Genomic DNA, 16,002 nt, shown 5'->3' on the forward strand with positions numbered 1-16,002 from the left:
GGGCTCGAAGTCCCGGGCCAGAGCCGGTGCGCCCGTGTCGTCACCCGCCGTTGGGCGCGCTCCGCCCGGCAAGGGTTCCTTCGGCCGGGCGGCGCGCGGTGGCGACGAGCGCGAGCGCGCCGATCGAATATCCGGTGCCGCCGGTGCTGCGATGCGCTTCGAGCTCGGCGGCGACTGCGTCGCGCAACGCGTGCTGCGTGGCCTGCGGCAGGCGCGCGAGCGCTTCGGCAGCGCCGCCGGCGAGATCGAGAAAAGCCTGCCAGTAGGCCGCGGCGTCGGCGAAATGGCACGTGAAGCGGCAAGGCTCGACGTGCACGTCGACGAAACCCGCCGCTTCGAGCGCCGCTTCGAGCACCGCTGCGTCACCGAAGCGGAACACCGACGGGCGTGCGACTTTCGGTGCCGGCAGCAGGCGGGCGATGCAGTCCTGGGCGCAGCGGATCAGCGGGACGTCGTCGCGTGCGCCCCACGTCGACAGCGCGACCCGCCCTCCCGGGCGCAGCACGCGGTGCATCTCGGCCAGCGCCCGCTGCGGATGCGGGAACATGAACAGCGCGAGGCCGGCGAGCACGCAGTCGAAGCTCGCATCCGGCAGGCACAGCTGTTCGGCGTCGGCGGCAGCGAACGAAAGCGCCGGCGTGCCGGCGGGCAGCGCAGCGGCGACAGTTTCGCCGAGCGTGCGCCGCGCGCCTTCGGCGAGCATCTCCTCGGCGATGTCGCTCGCGAGCACCCAGCCGCCCGGCTGGACCTGGCGGGCGGCTGCGCGCGCGAGCAGGCCGGGACCGCTGGCGAGGTCGAGCACCTGCTGGCCGGGTGCAAGCCGTGCCGCGCCGAGCAGCGCGTCGGCAAGGTCCGCACGCAGGTGGGCGCCATCGGCGTAGCGGGCGGCGATGCGGTTGAAGCCGGCCCGCTCGATCGACTTGAAGCGGCGCGCGTCGAAATCGGACCCGGTCATGATGGCAGTCCCGCAAACGCGAGCAGCGCGTCGAGATAATCGTTCCAGCGCGAAAATCCGTGGTCGCCGCCGGCGAGCACGATCTGCCGCGCGCCGGCATATTTCGCGACCGCGTCGCGGTAGTCGAGCACTTCGTCGCCGGTTTCGGCGAGCAGCCAGTAGCGTTCGGGCCGCGTGATCGCGGCGATGTCGAGCGCGCGCAGTTCCTCGATGTGCCGTATGGTGAAGTCGAAACGCTCGCCGGTGTAGAGGTTCGTCTGGGGGCCGATCCAGGCTTCGAGCGACAGCGGCGCGACGACGGCCGGGTTTACGAGCGCCGCCGCGAGCCGGTGCTTCTCCGCGAGCCAGGTCGCGTAGAAGCCGCCAAGCGAGCTGCCGACCAGTGTCGGACGAAGCTCCGGCCGTTCGCGGCGGCAGTGCGCGATCTGCGCCTCGACCAGCGCGATCGCTGCGCGGGGCGACACCGGCAGCTGTTCGCACCAGAACGCGTGCGCCAATCCTTTCGCAGTCATGTGGCGCTGCAACGCTTGCGCCTTGATCGACGCCGGAGCGGAGCGGAAGCCGTGCAGGTAGATGATCATCGGAGCCTCTCGGGACGGCCGGAAAGCGACAGTCTAGCCGCGGGCGGCGGCCTGCGGCACGGCTAGAACTCGCTCCACTCGACGAGCCCCAGCTGCCACGTCGCGAGCACCACCAGCCCGAACACGATGCGATACCACGCGAAAGCGACGAAAGTATGGTTCGAGATGAAGCGGATGAAAGCCTTGACGGCGAACATCGCCGCGAAGAAGGACGCGACGAAGCCGATCGCGAACACCGGCAGGTCGGCCATGTGGAGCAGGTCGCGGTTCTTGTACAGGTCGTAGACGGTCGCTGCGAACATCGTCGGAATCGAGAGGAAGAACGAGAATTCCGCCGCGGCCTTGCGCGACAGCCCGAACACGAGCCCGCCCAAGATCGTCGCCCCGGACCGCGACGTGCCCGGAATCATCGCTGCGGCCTGCGCGAACCCGACTTTCAGCGCATCGGGCCAGCGCATCTCGTCGATCGCGTTGATATGCGGATGGTACGCGCGGCGCTCGAGGTAGAGAATCAGCAGGCCGCCGACGACGAGCGCCGTTGCGACGGTCAGCGGGTTGAACAGCAGGCCCTTGATCGTCGAATGGAACATCAGGCCGAGCACCGCCGCCGGCAGGAAGCCGATGAACAGCAAGCCGATGAAGCGCTGCGCCGCCGGCTCGCTGCCGACGCCGGCCGCGACGCGCACCAGCCGTTCGCGATAGTCCCAGCATACGGCGAGAATCGCGGCGAACTGGATGACGATCTTGAATACCTTGCTCGTCGCGTCGTTGTAGCCGAGCAGGTCGCCGATGATGATCAGGTGGCCGGTGGAGGAGATCGGCAGGAATTCGGTCAGTCCCTCGACAATGCCGAGAATGAGCGCGATAACGAGGAGGGGAAGATCCATGCCGGGTCCTTGGGCGGTCGAAGGCGGGGATTATACGGAGCGGATTGTTGCGGGGCAGCGAAATGATCTATAAACGGGCGCTGTTGATCCGACACGGCGGGGAACGGGCATTGCGCTGTCATGCATCTTCATGCATCTCCAGCAATTGCCGCATACCGTGCGGGAGCAGCTCCCCCGACACAAGAAACCCTGCAGAGGATTTCACGATGACCGACCCCCTCCTGTTCCCGTCACGCGACGACGCATCGACGAACACCTCCGGGAACACGCGCTTCGAAGCCGTGCTGCACGCGCGGCTGTCGCGTCGCCAACTGCTCGGCGGTGGCCTCGGCGCCGCGGTGCTGACGCTGACCGGAGCCGGTCTGCCGAACGCTTTCGCTGCGCCCGCCGTCCCGGAGGCCGCCGCTCCCGGCCGCCGCACCCCGCGCCTCGGTTTCACCCTGGTTGGAAAAAGCCTCGAAGATGCCGTCGTGCTGCCCGACGGCTACCGCTACAGCGTCCTGTTTCGCGTCGGCGACCCGATCGCGGCGAGCGTCGGCGAATACCTGAACAACGGCGAGGACGACCCGGCGAGCTTCGCACTGCGCGCCGGCGATCACCACGACGGCATGCATTACTTCGGGCTCGGCGCAAACGGCCGGCACCAGAGGAACGCGTCGCGGCGCGGGCTGCTGTGCATGAACCACGAAGCGATCACGGCGGAATACTTGCATCCGCGCGGCCAGACGGTCGCCGACGGCGTGCGCACCGACGCCGGCGAAGTGCTGCGCGAGTTCTACGCCCACGGCGTCACCATCGTCGAAACCGTCGAGACCGTCGAAGGGGGCGGGAAATGGCGCTACGAGCGCAGCTCGCGCTTCAACCGCCGCATCCACACGCTGACCGACATCGCGCTCGCCGGGCCAGCGGCGAAGACGCGCTACATGGTCACGAAATACGCGCCGGACGGCAGCCGCACGCGCGGCACGGTCAACAACTGCGCGAGCGGACACACGCCGTGGGGCACATACCTGACGTGCGAGGAGAACTGGGCGAGCTACTTCCGCCGCATCGCGTCGATCGACGATCCCCGCCGCAGCCCAAAGGAGCTCGTCGCGTTCGCGCGCTACGGCGTGCGTGGCAAGGGACGCGAGCTGTGGGCGACGGTGACGCCGGACATCCCCGACGACCTCTACGGTCGCTGGAACGCGATGAAGCTCGGCGCGTCCGACGACGGCGGCGACGACTATCGCAACGCCGTGAACACGTACGGCTGGGTCGTCGAGATCGACCCGTTCGCGCCGGCCTCGACGCCGCAAAAGCGCACTGCGCTGGGGCGCTTCGCGCACGAAGGGGCGTGGCTCGGGCCGGTGCGAGCTGGCGCGCCGCTCGTGTGGTACATGGGCTGCGATTCGCGCGACGAATACATCTACAAGTACGTGTCGAACCAGCCGTGGAACCCCGCGGACGCGGACGGGGGGCTCGCCGCGGGGGACAAGTACCTCGACGACGGCCGGCTCTATGTCGCGCGCTTCGACGCCGACGGCAGCGGCAAATGGATCGAGCTGCGCTTCGGTGTCGGCAACGTCACAGGGGCGAACGCCGCGTATCCGTTCGCCGACCAGGCCGACGTCGTCGTCCACGCGCAGCTCGCCGCGGACGCCGCGGGCGCGACGAAGATGGACCGGCCCGAGTGGGCGGCGGTGAATCCGGCGAATGGCGAAGTCTATGTTTCGCTGACGAACGCGAACGCATCGAACCGCCCGCTGGCCGAGCTCGATGCCGCGAATCCGCGCTTCTATACCGATCGGAAGACGACCGGCCAGGACCAGCGGGGCAATCCCAATGGTCATGTCATCCGCTTCGCCGAGGCCGGCGGCGAAGCGGGTGCGACGAGCTTCACGTGGGACGTGTTCCTGTTCGGCGCGCGGGCGAGCGCGGACGCGAAGGCGGTGAACATCTCCGGGCTCACCGACGCGAACGACTTCTCGAGCCCCGACGGCCTGTGGTTCAGTCCGGCGACCGGCGTGCTGTGGATCGGGACCGACGACCGCGCTTACACGGACGTCACGAACTGCATGCTGCTTGCGGCAGTGCCCGGAAGTGTCGGCGACGGCGGACCGCGCACGATCGTCAGCAGCGACGGCGTCTCGAGCAGGGCGGTCAACACGTACGTCGGCGCGCCGCTCGGCGAGGAGAACCTGCGCCGGTTCCTCGTCGGGCCGAAGGAGTGCGAGATCACCGGGCTTGCCGAAACGCCGGACGGACGGGCGCTGTTCATCAACATCCAGCACCCGGGCGAGGCCACGCGGCCCGATTACGCGACAGCTCGCTTCGGCAGCCACTGGCCGGACGGCGGCCGTGCCCGGCCGCGCTCAGCGACGATCGTCATCACGCGCGAGGATGGTGGGGAGATCGGCATCTGACGTGTCGACCGGCCTCTCGGCGACGAGAGAGAGAAGGAGCACGGCGCACGCCGTGTTTTTAGGAGAAGCGCGCGGCGGAGGGGCCGCACGCTAGGGACGCGTCGCCGCTTCCAGCTTCGCGAGCCACTGCAGTGCATCCGCACACGAGGCGCCGCACATCTCTTCGGCGGGCTTGAGGCCGGCGCAGCAGGCCGGGCGGTCCGGTCGGCCGAATATCGCGCAGCGGTTCGTCGCAGTGAGCTGAACACACCGCACCCCCGCCGCCTTGCCGTTCGGCATTCCGGGAATCGGCGACGAGATCGACGGCGCGATGCAGCAAGCGCCGCAGCCTGCCCGGCATTGCATCACGTGCGAGGCGCTGCCGCCGGTTGTCAGCCGAGTCGGAGGCGAAGTGGGCGCCACGATCCTCTCGGCTCGAGTCGGGCCCATGCAGCGTCACGCCGGCTGCGCCGCGTCGCGCACGGTGTCCCACCATTCGAGGATCGCCGCGACGTCGGGCGCGAGCAGCGTCGAACCGCCGCCGGTGAAGCGCTGCCATTCGTCGAGGAAGCGCTCTCCGACCGCAGTGACGACGGGAACGCCCGATGCGACTGCCATCGCCATCTCGGCGCGCAGGCCGGAGCCGCAGGCCTCCTGCGCGCCGAACTTGTTGATGAACACCAGCGTCGCGCCCTGTTCGAGCGCATTGCGCACCGCCATCGCGGCATGCGCGAGCGCGTCCGGATCGAGTCGGCACGCCTCGGACCCGCTCCCCAGATCCTGCGACAGCGCAAACCGTTCGCCGCCCGACAGGTCTTCGAGTTCCATGCCGCACGGATCCTCGGTGGTCGTCGGAATGTCGTGCTGCAGCACGCCTCCGAGCCGCACTCCCTGCTGCGCGAGCTGCCGCGCGGCTTCGATCAGCACCGGCTCGATGTGGTCGGCGGGCGTGTACAGGATCGCGGCGATCGGCAGGGCATCAGGGGACATGGCGGACTCGGGCTGGCGGGATGAGTACGCGATTCTCTCATCCGGCGCCGCAGCGATGAAGCGGCAGCCGGATTTTTTGTCCAATATCGGATCGCGTTACCGCGGTGCCGGCGCTCCGCGGGCGGTTTCGCAGGAGTGCGGTTTGCAGGGAATCGCCGATCGTCCCGCCGGGTGTCCACAGTCCGGCGCCACTTCCCCACTCGCGCCTGGCACGGCGTGTTCATGCGGAGTTCAAAAATGGCCATTCCGACCACGACCAGCTTGAGCCTCTTTGTTACCGGCGCTTCGACGGGCGGCTTCCGCGCCCTGATGCCGCTTTCTGCCGGATTCGCGGCGATGCTGCGGGCGCCGATCTTCATGGTCCTGCGCCTGTCGATCGGCGACCCTGTCCCGGGGAAGACGCCGCACCCCACCCCGTCCCCTCATCCCGGCCCTTATCCGATTCCTAACCCGGAGCCCTATCCGAACCCGACTCCGGACCCGACTCCGAACCCGAACCCGAACCCGAACCCGAACCCGAACCCGAACCCGAACCCGAACCCGAACCCGAACCCCGATCCGAACCCCGATCCGAACCCCGATCCGAACCCCGATCCGAACCCCGATCCGAACCCCGATCCGAACCCCGATCCGAACCCCGATCCGAACCCCGATCCGAAATCCGCCTCGGGACAGAAGCCCGAACCCGATCCTGGCCCGCCAACGCCGGTCCCGCAACCCGGGCCGGACCCCTACCCACCGCCGCAGCCGGGTCCGGGTCCGCAGCCGCGCCCCGATCCGGTGTCGCTTCGTTGACCGCGGCTGCGCAGGCGGATGAGCCGAAGGCGTAGTCCGCCGCATTCGCTTTCGATGCGGCGAAAGGCACTGTGCTTTTGGCGGCGCCGAAACCTCGTTTTCACCCACCCGGGGGAGGTTTTCGGCACGCCGAAAAGAAATGGGCCGTGACTGCGGCCCATTCCCTCGTTGCGTTGCAGCGTGCTGCGTCAGATCTTGCTATACACCTCGGCCCCGCTCTTGACGAATTCGACCGCCTTCACTTCCATCCCTTTCGCGAGCGCCTCGTCTTCCTTGAGGCCTTCCTTCGCGGCGAAGTCGCGCACGTCCTGCGTGATCTTCATCGAGCAGAAATGCGGGCCGCACATTGAGCAGAAGTGCGCGACTTTCGCGGAATCCTTCGGCAGCGTCTCGTCGTGGAATTCCTTCGCCTTGTCCGGGTCGAGGCCGAGGTTGAACTGGTCTTCCCAGCGGAACTCGAAGCGCGCCTTGGATAGCGCGTTGTCACGGATCTGCGCACCGGGGTGGCCTTTCGCGAGGTCCGCGGCGTGCGCGGCGAGCTTGTAGGTGATGATGCCTTCCTTGACGTCCTGCTTGTTCGGCAGCCCAAGGTGCTCTTTCGGCGTCACGTAGCACAGCATCGCCGTGCCGTACCAGCCGATCTGCGCCGCGCCGATGCCGCTCGTGATGTGGTCGTAGCCCGGCGCGATGTCGGTCGTCAGCGGCCCGAGCGTGTAGAACGGCGCTTCGTGGCAGGCCTCGAGCTGGAGATCCATGTTCTCCTTGATCAGGTGCATCGGCACGTGCCCGGGGCCCTCGATGATCGTCTGCACGTCGTGCTTCCACGCGATGCTGGTGAGTTCGCCGAGCGTCTTCAGCTCGCCGAGCTGCGCGTCGTCGTTCGCATCGTAGATCGAGCCCGGGCGCAGGCCGTCGCCGAGGCTGAACGCGACGTCATAGGCCTTCATGATGTCGCAGATGTCCTCGAAGTGCGTGTAGAGGAAGCTTTCCTTGTGGTGCGCGAGGCACCACTTGGCCATGATCGAGCCGCCGCGCGACACGATGCCGGTCATGCGGTTCGCGGTCATCGGCACGTAGCGCAGCAAGACGCCGGCGTGGATCGTGAAGTAGTCGACGCCCTGTTCGGCCTGCTCGATCAGCGTGTCGCGGAAGATTTCCCAGGTCAGCTCTTCGGCCTTGCCGTCGACTTTTTCCAGCGCCTGATAGATCGGCACCGTGCCGATCGGCACCGGCGAGTTGCGGATGATCCACTCGCGGGTTTCGTGGATGTTCTTGCCGGTCGACAGATCCATCACCGTGTCGCCGCCCCAGCGGATCGCCCACGTCATCTTGTCGACTTCCTCGCTGATCGACGAGCCGAGCGCCGAGTTGCCGATGTTCGCGTTGATCTTCACGAGGAAGTTGCGGCCGATGATCATCGGTTCGCTTTCCGGGTGGTTGATGTTGTTCGGGATGATCGCGCGGCCGCGCGCGACTTCGGCGCGCACGAACTCGGGGGTGATTTCCTCAGGGATCGACGCGCCGAACGACTGGCCCGGATGCTGACGGGTCAGGAGCTTCGCCATCTTCTCGCCGGTCGGCCCAGCGGCGCGCAGCGATTCGACGTAGGCGCGGCGGTTCATGTTCTCGCGGATTGCGACGTATTCCATCTCCGGCGTGATGATGCCGCGGCGCGCGTAGTGCATCTGGCTGACGTTCGTGCCGGCTTTCGCGCGGTGCGGCTTGCGGTGCAGGCCGGGGAAGCGCAGCTCGTCGAGGGCTTTGTCGGCAGCGCGGGCGCGGCCGAATTCGGAAGACAGGTCGGCGAGCACCTCGGTGTCGCCGCGCTCCTCGATCCACTGCTGGCGCAGCGCCACCAAGCCGGAGCGGATGTCGATTTTCGCGGTGGGATCGGTGTACGGGCCGGAACAGTCGTAGACGAAGATCGGCGGATTTGGCTCGGCGCCCATCGACGCGGGCGTGTCGGACTGCGAGATTTCGCGCATCGGCACGCGGATGTCGGGGCGCGAGCCTGCGACGTGGATCTTGCGCGAGTTCGGCAGCGGCGCAACCGCCGCTTCGTCGACATGGGCTTTCGCGGCGATGAATTTTTCGCTGGCGTTCATGGTGTCTCCGTATCTGGGGATAGTTAGGCCGCTGTGCAGCGCGGCGTGTCGTTATGCCTGCTGGCGGGGCCACACGGCGTGGAAATGGTGGACCGGGCCGTGCCCCCGGCCGACCGCGAGCGCGTTGGCGGACGCGATCGCGCGCAGCAGATAGTGGCGCGCGTCGCGCACCGCGGCTTCGACTGGGCGCAGGCTCCCCGCATGCTGCGGCAGCAGCGCGGCGATCGCCGACGACAGAGTGCAGCCGGTGCCGTGCGTGTTCTTCGTCTCGAGGCGCGGCGACGGCAGCTCGATCATCCGGTCGCCGTCGAACAGCAGGTCGACGACTTCGGCGCCGGGCAGGTGGCCGCCCTTGAGCAGCACCCAGCGCTCCGACGACAGCGGCAGCATGTCGCGCAACCGCTCCGCAGCGCGGTACATCTCCTTGACCGATTCGGGGGCGCGCTGTTCGAGCAGCACGCCCGCTTCCGGGAGGTTCGGAGTGATCATGAAGCTTTGCGGCAGCAGCGCTTCGATCAGCATCGCGACGGCGTTCTTCGCGAGCAGGTGATCGCCGCTTTTCGCGACCATCACCGGGTCGCAGACGACGAAGGGTGCGTCGAAATGGGCGAGCCGGTCGGCGACGGCCGCGACCACTTCGGTCGTCCCCAGCATGCCGAGCTTGACTGCGGCGAGCTTGACGTCGGCGAACAGCGTGTCGATCTGCAGGCGCAGGAACGCGACCGGCGGCGTATGCACGCCGGTGACGGCCTGCGTGTTCTGCGCGGTCAGCGCGGCGACGATGCCGCAGCCGTAGGCGCCGAGCGCGGAGAAAGTCTTGATGTCGGCGAGCACGCCAGCGCCGCCGCTCGGATCGACGCCGGCGATCGAGACGACGTTCGGAGGCGGGCGCGTCATGCGCGCAGTCCCGTGCGGGAGAATGGCTGGAGCGGTGGTGAACAGGTCTGCATGAAAGCGTTTCCCTACGCCGGTGCGATCCGGATCAGGTTCAAAGGGTTTTTCTCAGCGCGTGCGAAAGCCGCACGGGCACCCCCAACGAACTGCGAACGTTACCGGACGGAAAGGGCTTGGGCAAGGATTTTTAGCGTCCCGATCGCAACCGTTCATTTCCTCATGAACCATGTTGCGATCACTCGCCGCCGAAGCCCGCCAGCGCGGCGACGCCGAGCAGTGCGAACAATGCCGCCGCGATAGCGTGGATCAGGCGGACCGGCAACCGGTTCGCGAAGCGGTCGCCGGCGACGACGGCCGGCACGTTGGCGATCATCATGCCGAACGTCGTGCCGGCGACGACCGCGGCGAAGGCGCCATACTGCGCAGCGAGCGCGACCGTCGCGATCTGCGTCTTGTCGCCCATCTCGGCGAGGAAGAACGCGACGATCGTCGTCGCCAGCACGCCGAGCTTCGGTGTGGCTAGATCGTCGTCGTCGAGCTTGTCCGGGACCAGGATCCACGCCGCCATCGCGAGAAAGGACGCGCCGAGCACCCAGCGCAGCAGGTCCGGCCCGAGCAGCCTCGTGATCCACGTGCCGACGGCGCCGGCGAACGCATGGTTCGCCACGGTCGCGATCAGGATGCCGGCGACGATCGGCCACGGGCGACGAAAGCGGGCGGCGAGCATGAAGGCGAGCAGTTGGGTCTTGTCGCCGATCTCGGCGAGCGCGACGATACCCGAGGACATCAGGAAAGCTTCGGCAGGAAGATTCATCAGGTTCTCCGGGCCGGCTGAGGACGGATGACCGCACGCCTCCCGGGCCCGAAAAATCGGAGGGCATGCAGCCAAAAGTCTCGCCAGGCCCGAAGGCTGGCCACGCCATGCCCGACGGGCAAGTCTGTTGACGTGGTCCCCGCGAATGCGCGCGGGCGGCTACTCCCTGATGACGGAGCGAATTCTATCGATGTGACGCGTTGATGGGAAGACAGGCATTCGACGGGCAACCCGGAATGGATCGGCGCCGGCTGACCGGACCCTTCACCCCTTCACCCCTTCACCCCTCGCAGCCGATTGCCGCTAAAGATATCCCGATCCCGGCCGAAGACCGTAACACCTCTCCGCCTCCCTGATGACGATGAAATTCCCGCTGCCCCTCCTGCACCGCTCCCTGCTCGTCGCGCTGGCGTTCGTCAGCCTTGCTGCGCTCGCCGGGCCGTGGGAGGTGGTCGTCAGGGACCGCGAGCGCCAGGTGGAGATCGACCGCTCCAGCGTCATGGCGTCCGATGCCGGCAGCAAGGTCGCGTGGGGACGGATCGTGCTGTCACCGGAACGGTCGGCTGCGGAAGGATATGCCGTGGTGAAGGCGCTGAATCGCTTCGATTGCCACAACCGCAGGTTCCAGACGGTCAAGCGCGTCTACCTCGATGCGCACCAGTTCGTGCTGCGCGAAGAAGCGGTGCTCGACCAGCGGCCGATATCGGCAGCGCGCAACAGCGTCGATGAGCGCTTGTGGCAGGAGGTCTGCCGGCCCCCGTCGGTGGGCGACCTGCAAAAAGTTGCGCACGATGCCGTCGCGTCGACGGCGGCGGTGATCGATGATTCCACGATCGGCTCCCCGGTCGGGCTCGCAGCGATCGCGATCCCGGCGCCCCCGGTGGCGTCACCGAAAGCTTCGCCGCGAGCGGCGCCTTCCGCCGCCGCTTCGATCGCGCCACGGCCGGAGGCGAACCCGGAACCAAAACCCGAGCCGAAACCCGAGCCGAAACCCGAGCCGAAACCCGAGCCGAAACCCGAGCCGAAACCCGAATTGCGTGCGATGCAGGTCGCCCGCTCGCCGGTCGCCAAAGCCGCGCTGGCGCCCTGGGTTCCGTTCGTGAGCGAGGCCGCATGGAGCTACGAAGGTGCGACGGGCCCCGAGCACTGGGGCAGCCTGCGGCCGGACTGGTCGCTGTGTGCCGAAGGCAGGCGCCAGTCGCCGATCGAACTGGGCGGCGGAGTCGCCGTCGATCTCGAGGCCCTGCGCTTCGATTACCGGGAGACGCAGTTTCGCATCACCGACACGGGGCGCACGCTCGACGTGCGGGTCGGCGAAGGCATGGGAGTCGAGATCCGCGGCCAGCGCTATGAACTCGAGCATCTCGAGTTCCACCGTCCGTCGCTCGCGCGGGTCGGCGGGCAGGCCTCCGACATGACAGTGCATTTCCATCATCGCGATGCGGCCGGACGGACCGCGATTGTCGCGGTGCTGCTCGAAGGGGTCTCCGACGGACATCCGCTGGTCCAGACGCTGTGGAACAGCCTGCCGCTGGAGCGCGGCAGCAGCTATGCGCCGGCGTCGCCGATCGACCTCGCGAGCCTCCTGCCCGCCAGTCCCGCCCACTACCTGTATGCCGGATCGCTGGTGACGCCGCCCTGTACCGAAGGCGTCGTGTGGGCGGTCATGAAGGAGCCGGTGAAGATATCGGCGGAGCAGGTGCGCGTCTTTGCGCGTCTTTATCCGCGCAACGGGCGGCCGATCCAGCCGCTCAACGGCCGCCTGGTTCTCGAATCGCGCTGAGGAGGTGCTGCGCAGAGTCGCCTTCGCCCGGATGGCGCACTTCGGTGGCGGCTCCGGACTTTCCCCGGCCCAGAGGGGCGCCTATCATGACATCCCCCGTTGCCGCTGCGTCTCGTGAGCGAATCTCATGAGCGAACCGCAATGACGACGGAACGCGGATGGCGGTCATCGGGGCAAGGAGGGTTCATGTTCGAAGGGGTGGTAGCGGGGGCTCGCAGTGTCGGAATTCCTGTCCCGGCGGCCCGGCAACGAGTTCGGGAGCGGCGCGCGCCGCGCGAGCCGCTGCACGTCGAGGCGCGATGGGATGGCGAGCGTGTCACGGCGCCGGCCATCCTCGACTCACGTCTGCCGGATACGCAGCAGCTCGTCGGCTGCACGATCGGAGAGGCGCTGGCCCGGATTCCCGGGCTGGGCGTAACGGCTCCTCGGGCGCAGACGATTGCCGCAATCGCGGCCTTTGCCGCCGCCGGTGCGGAAGGCGCAGTGCGCAGCGAAGCGCGCGACGAGGAGCGCACGGTCGCGGCGGAAACCGCGCAGGAGCATCTGTCGCGGCTGATGCTCGACTGGCCGGTGCTGTTCGGTCACGCGCCGCGCCGGCAGCGGTTCGCCGTGTTGCACCACGGACTCGCGCAGATCGGCGGCGGGCGGGCAGCTTACGAGCTCGGCGGCGATCTGCTCGATCTGGTTGCGGTCGAACTGCTCGGCGGTTTCTTTCGCGCGACGCGTGAGCCGACGGCGTTGCGCGAGTTCGTCGAACGCGCCCGCCAGGGCGGCACGATCGGCGAGGCGCTTGCCGACCTGATCGAAATCGGCACTTCCACTTCCGAGCACGACGCCGTGCCGCTGCTGCCGCCGCTGTCGGCGCAGGCATGGGGCGAGACGCTCGGGGGGCTGCCCTCGCCGCAGTTCTGTCGCACGCCGTCGCTGCACGGGCAGGCGCATGAAACCGGCGTGCTCGCGCGCCATGCGGATTCGATGCTCGTGCGCATCCTGCTGGAGAAAGGCCACCGCATCGCGGCGCGCCTGTTTGCGCGCGTCATCGATCTGGCAGATTGCGCGAGCCGACTGCGTCACCCGCTCGCGGACGATATGCCGGCGCTGCTCGACGCGGCGCCGCTCGGCGAACGGGCAGGACTCGCGTGGGTCGAGACCGCGCGCGGCTTGGTGCTGCACGCGGTGCGGCTCGACGACGGACGCGTCGCCGAGTATGCGATCGTCGGGCCGACGCAGTGGAATTTCCACCCGGAAGGGTCCTTCGTGACCGAAGGTTCGGGCTGGAGCGCAGCATCGCTCGAGGCGGCGCGCCTGCGCTTCGCCGCGCTTGTGCTGTCGCTCGATCCGGGCCGGGATTTCGAGATCGTACTGAAGCCTGTCGACGGGTGAATCGTCGTCCGCGCGGGGCGGGAGGGGGATTGCAGGGCTCGCTAGCGCGCGAGCAACGGCCGGCTTATTCTTCGGATGGCGGCGGCGCGCGACGGCCAGCATAGCGGCCGTCGGCGAACGGTCACTTCGCGCCTTCGGCCGGCTTCTGCGGTGCGACTGTTGCATCGCGCGCTTGCGCGCGCTGCTTCGCCATTTCCATGAGCGGGGGGTAAGGCCCGTAGCGGTGCTGGTCCGCGGAAGCGCCATCGACATACGGCGGGAATGCGGCATCGACCGGTTTGTTCCAGCGGGCCGGGAAGTCCTTGTCGAGGCCGGCTTTGATCGGGCGCGGCTTCGACAGCACGTAGGCTACGACGTCGTAGGCTTCCTCGTCGCTCAGCACCGGCGTCAGGTGCGTCGTGCCCTGCGGCATGTTGTGTTTCACGAAACGCGTCGCGGTCAGCAGACGGTTCATGCCCGCGCCGTTGTTGAACGTGTCGTTCCCCCACAGCGGGGGGAAGATGTAGCCTTCGGCATCGCCGACCTTGCCGCGACGCTGTCCCTCGCCATTCATGCCGTGGCATGCGGCACAGGTCTTGCCATAGATCGCTTCGCCCGCCGCGAGGTCGGCGCGCCGGTCGGGGACCTTCGTCGGCTTCGTGCCGGTCCCCTCGATTTGCGCGCCGACCGGAATGCCGCGCGACAGGTAGTGGATGTACGTCACGAAGGCCTTCATCTCGGGCGAATCGAGCGGCAGCGCGCGCCCGTTCATGCTCCGCTCCATGCAGCCGTTGACGCGCTCCTCGACGGTGCTGATCGAATCTTCGCGCGAACGGTACTGCGGAAAGGTCGCCGACACGCCGCTCCAGGGCATCGCGTAAGGCTTGGTCGCGTTGTCCTGATGACATGAAGTGCAGGCGAGATTGTTGCCGGCGAAGCGTTTTTCCTTGTCCTGCACTTCCGGTCCGATCAGCGCGAAGGTGCGTGTCGTCAGTTCGTGCCCGTAGCGCACCAGTCTGTCGTACGCATCGTCCGGAAGATTTTCCGGATTCGGCGCGGGACGATCGAGCAGACTCGTCTTCGCGCCTTCGTCCGCGGCGCCGGCGGCGCTGGCGAGAACGGCGGCAAGGCTTGCCGCGAGCAGTTTCGCTTTCATTTGTCTCCTCTCTGCACTGAAGTTCACTTAATTATTAAATGCTTATTTAATCTACTCGCGCCGGTTCTTCTGGACAAGTGCTCTGTGCTGCTCGCTCCCCATTTTAGGTAGCTGGCGCAGCCCGCCGACGGTTCCTCCTCACGCGGACGACGGTGGTTGCGGCGGCGGCCGGCCTTCGAGGTCGGAAACCTTTTCCTCGACCACCTCGGTATGCACCAACACCGCCGAATGGCGCGGCCGGATCGGCAGTCCGCGGCATTCCCGGTGCGCGCGCGTGAACGCCGCGCCGAACAGCAGGATCAGCGACGAATAGTTCACCCATAACAACAGCAGCACCAGCGAGCCCGCGGCGCCGTACGTCGAAGCCGGCGCCGTCTTCGCTAGGTAGAGCGCGATCAACGACCGGCCGAACGTGAATAGCGCCGCCGTGACGAAGGCGCCGAGCGCGACGTCCTTCCAGCGCAGGATCACGTCCGGCAGCACGCGGAAGATCGTCCCGAACAGCAGCGTGACGACTGCGAGCGACACCACTGTTTCGACGCCCGCCAGCAACGGCGCCGGCACCGGGAGCCAGTCGCTCGCGAAGGCGATGATCGAGTTCAGGATCACGCTCAGCAGCAGCGATACGAGCAGCACGAAGCCGATCGCCAGCACCACCATCAGCGACAGCAGGCGGGCCTTGACGAGCAGGAAGACGCTGCTGCGCGAGGGTTTCGCCATCACGCCCCAGATCGCGTTCAGGGAGCGCTGCATCTGCGCGAACACGGTCGTCGCACCAAACAGCATCGCACCGACGCCGACGAGCGTCGGCAGCAGGCCGCTGGCTTCGAGCCGGCTGCTCGCGACCGCAGTCTGCACCGCTTCGGCGGCCTCGGGGCCGATCGCCTGTTCGAGCTGCGCTGCGATCTGGCCGCGTGCCGCGTCTTCGCCGAGCACCGCGCCGACGATGCTGACGACGATGATGACGACCGGCGCGACCGAGAATACGGTGAAGAACGCGAGCGCCGCAGCGTGGATGAACGCGTCGCTGTCGAGCCAGTAATTCACCGTGCGGCGCAGCACGCCAAACCAGTAGCCGAATACTTTCCTCATGAACAGCCCCTCGCGCCGGACCTCATGCAGCCAAGCATTTTGCGCTCCGCGCAACTTTTCCACTGCCCTGGACCCGCTTTTCCTCGTGCCGGCCGCCGCGCTCGGGGCCCGGACAGGAATGACGCTTGCTGCGGACGCGCGAGACGCCGGTCGCCGCAGGGGCGACGCCGTCCCCGAAATATATACCGGGAATCGAAGGAGCCA

Annotated in this window: 14 protein-coding genes and 2 riboswitches; of the genes, 4 read left to right on the forward strand and 10 right to left on the reverse strand. The window is 67.7% G+C overall.

Annotated features, from left to right (window positions below; translation table 11 throughout):
• Window positions 1-40 precede the first annotated feature (40 nt).
• From GO608_RS12095 to GO608_RS12105, 3 genes are all read right to left on the reverse strand, one after another.
• Window positions 41-955, reverse strand: coding sequence for a methyltransferase domain-containing protein (locus tag GO608_RS12095; RefSeq protein WP_169199124.1), 915 nt, complete (start codon window positions 953-955; stop codon window positions 41-43).
• A complete protein-coding gene (locus tag GO608_RS12100) occupies window positions 952-1,536 on the reverse strand; it encodes a YqiA/YcfP family alpha/beta fold hydrolase (protein ID WP_169199125.1) in 585 nt (194 codons plus the stop codon). The genes GO608_RS12095 and GO608_RS12100 overlap by 4 nt, the downstream gene beginning before the upstream one ends.
• Before the next feature lie 62 nt (window positions 1,537-1,598).
• Window positions 1,599-2,423, reverse strand: a complete 825-nt coding sequence (locus tag GO608_RS12105; RefSeq protein ID WP_169199126.1) for an undecaprenyl-diphosphate phosphatase — start codon at window positions 2,421-2,423, stop codon at window positions 1,599-1,601.
• A gap of 206 nt (window positions 2,424-2,629) precedes the next feature.
• Here GO608_RS12105 and GO608_RS12110 point away from each other — a divergent pair, with 206 nt between their 5' ends.
• Window positions 2,630-4,828 carry a PhoX family protein gene (locus GO608_RS12110; RefSeq protein ID WP_169199127.1) on the forward strand — a complete coding sequence of 733 codons (2,199 nt, stop codon included), beginning with the start codon at window positions 2,630-2,632 and terminating at the stop codon, window positions 4,826-4,828.
• 90 nt (window positions 4,829-4,918) lie between these two features.
• On the opposite strand, the gene GO608_RS12115 is transcribed toward GO608_RS12110, so the two are convergent.
• Together GO608_RS12115 and GO608_RS12120 are read right to left on the reverse strand one after the other, a co-directional pair.
• On the reverse strand, window positions 4,919-5,173 hold the full coding sequence (locus GO608_RS12115) for a YkgJ family cysteine cluster protein (protein ID WP_169199133.1): 255 nt from the start codon (window positions 5,171-5,173) through the stop codon (window positions 4,919-4,921).
• Between the two features lie 90 nt (window positions 5,174-5,263).
• Window positions 5,264-5,797 carry a DUF2478 domain-containing protein gene (locus tag GO608_RS12120; protein WP_169199128.1) on the reverse strand — a complete coding sequence of 178 codons (534 nt, stop codon included), beginning with the start codon at window positions 5,795-5,797 and terminating at the stop codon, window positions 5,264-5,266.
• Between the two features lie 237 nt (window positions 5,798-6,034).
• Between GO608_RS12120 and GO608_RS12125 the strand changes: the two genes are divergently transcribed.
• Window positions 6,035-6,592 (forward strand): hypothetical protein, encoded by a 558-nt coding sequence (locus GO608_RS12125; RefSeq protein WP_247003093.1) that lies wholly within the window; start codon window positions 6,035-6,037, stop codon window positions 6,590-6,592.
• Window positions 6,593-6,780: 188 nt separating this feature from the next.
• On the opposite strand, the gene thiC is transcribed toward GO608_RS12125, so the two are convergent.
• The 3 genes from thiC to GO608_RS12140 form a co-directional block, all read right to left on the reverse strand.
• Complete coding sequence (gene thiC / locus GO608_RS12130) at window positions 6,781-8,697, reverse strand: phosphomethylpyrimidine synthase ThiC (RefSeq protein WP_169199363.1); 1,917 nt, start codon at window positions 8,695-8,697, stop codon at window positions 6,781-6,783.
• 51 nt (window positions 8,698-8,748) lie between these two features.
• On the reverse strand, window positions 8,749-9,594 hold the full coding sequence (thiD, locus tag GO608_RS12135; protein ID WP_169199362.1) for a bifunctional hydroxymethylpyrimidine kinase/phosphomethylpyrimidine kinase: 846 nt from the start codon (window positions 9,592-9,594) through the stop codon (window positions 8,749-8,751).
• Between the two features lie 45 nt (window positions 9,595-9,639).
• Window positions 9,640-9,741: riboswitch (TPP riboswitch) on the reverse strand.
• An 85-nt stretch (window positions 9,742-9,826) separates the two neighbouring features.
• The gene (locus GO608_RS12140; protein WP_169199361.1) at window positions 9,827-10,405 is read right to left on the reverse strand and encodes a TMEM165/GDT1 family protein; all 579 of its coding nucleotides are present in this window, start codon (window positions 10,403-10,405) and stop codon (window positions 9,827-9,829) included.
• A gap of 6 nt (window positions 10,406-10,411) precedes the next feature.
• Window positions 10,412-10,599: riboswitch (yybP-ykoY riboswitch) on the reverse strand.
• A gap of 161 nt (window positions 10,600-10,760) precedes the next feature.
• Here GO608_RS12140 and GO608_RS12145 point away from each other — a divergent pair.
• Together GO608_RS12145 and GO608_RS12150 are read left to right on the forward strand one after the other, a co-directional pair.
• Window positions 10,761-12,188, forward strand: coding sequence for a carbonic anhydrase (locus GO608_RS12145; protein WP_169199360.1), 1,428 nt, complete (start codon window positions 10,761-10,763; stop codon window positions 12,186-12,188).
• A 186-nt stretch (window positions 12,189-12,374) separates the two neighbouring features.
• Window positions 12,375-13,571: a nickel-dependent hydrogenase large subunit gene (locus tag GO608_RS12150; protein ID WP_169199359.1), complete on the forward strand. Its 1,197-nt coding sequence runs from the start codon at window positions 12,375-12,377 to the stop codon at window positions 13,569-13,571.
• 121 nt (window positions 13,572-13,692) lie between these two features.
• Here GO608_RS12150 and GO608_RS12155 read toward each other — a convergent pair whose 3' ends face one another.
• Together GO608_RS12155 and GO608_RS12160 are read right to left on the reverse strand one after the other, a co-directional pair.
• Entirely contained in the window at window positions 13,693-14,706 is a 1,014-nt protein-coding gene (locus tag GO608_RS12155; RefSeq protein WP_169199358.1) for a c-type cytochrome, read from the reverse strand.
• A gap of 138 nt (window positions 14,707-14,844) precedes the next feature.
• Window positions 14,845-15,798, reverse strand: coding sequence for a YihY/virulence factor BrkB family protein (locus GO608_RS12160; RefSeq protein ID WP_169199357.1), 954 nt, complete (start codon window positions 15,796-15,798; stop codon window positions 14,845-14,847).
• Window positions 15,799-16,002 lie beyond the last annotated feature (204 nt).

It is taken from the genome of Aromatoleum buckelii (assembly GCF_012910785.2).
Classification (GTDB): Bacteria; Pseudomonadota; Gammaproteobacteria; order Burkholderiales; family Rhodocyclaceae; genus Aromatoleum; species Aromatoleum buckelii.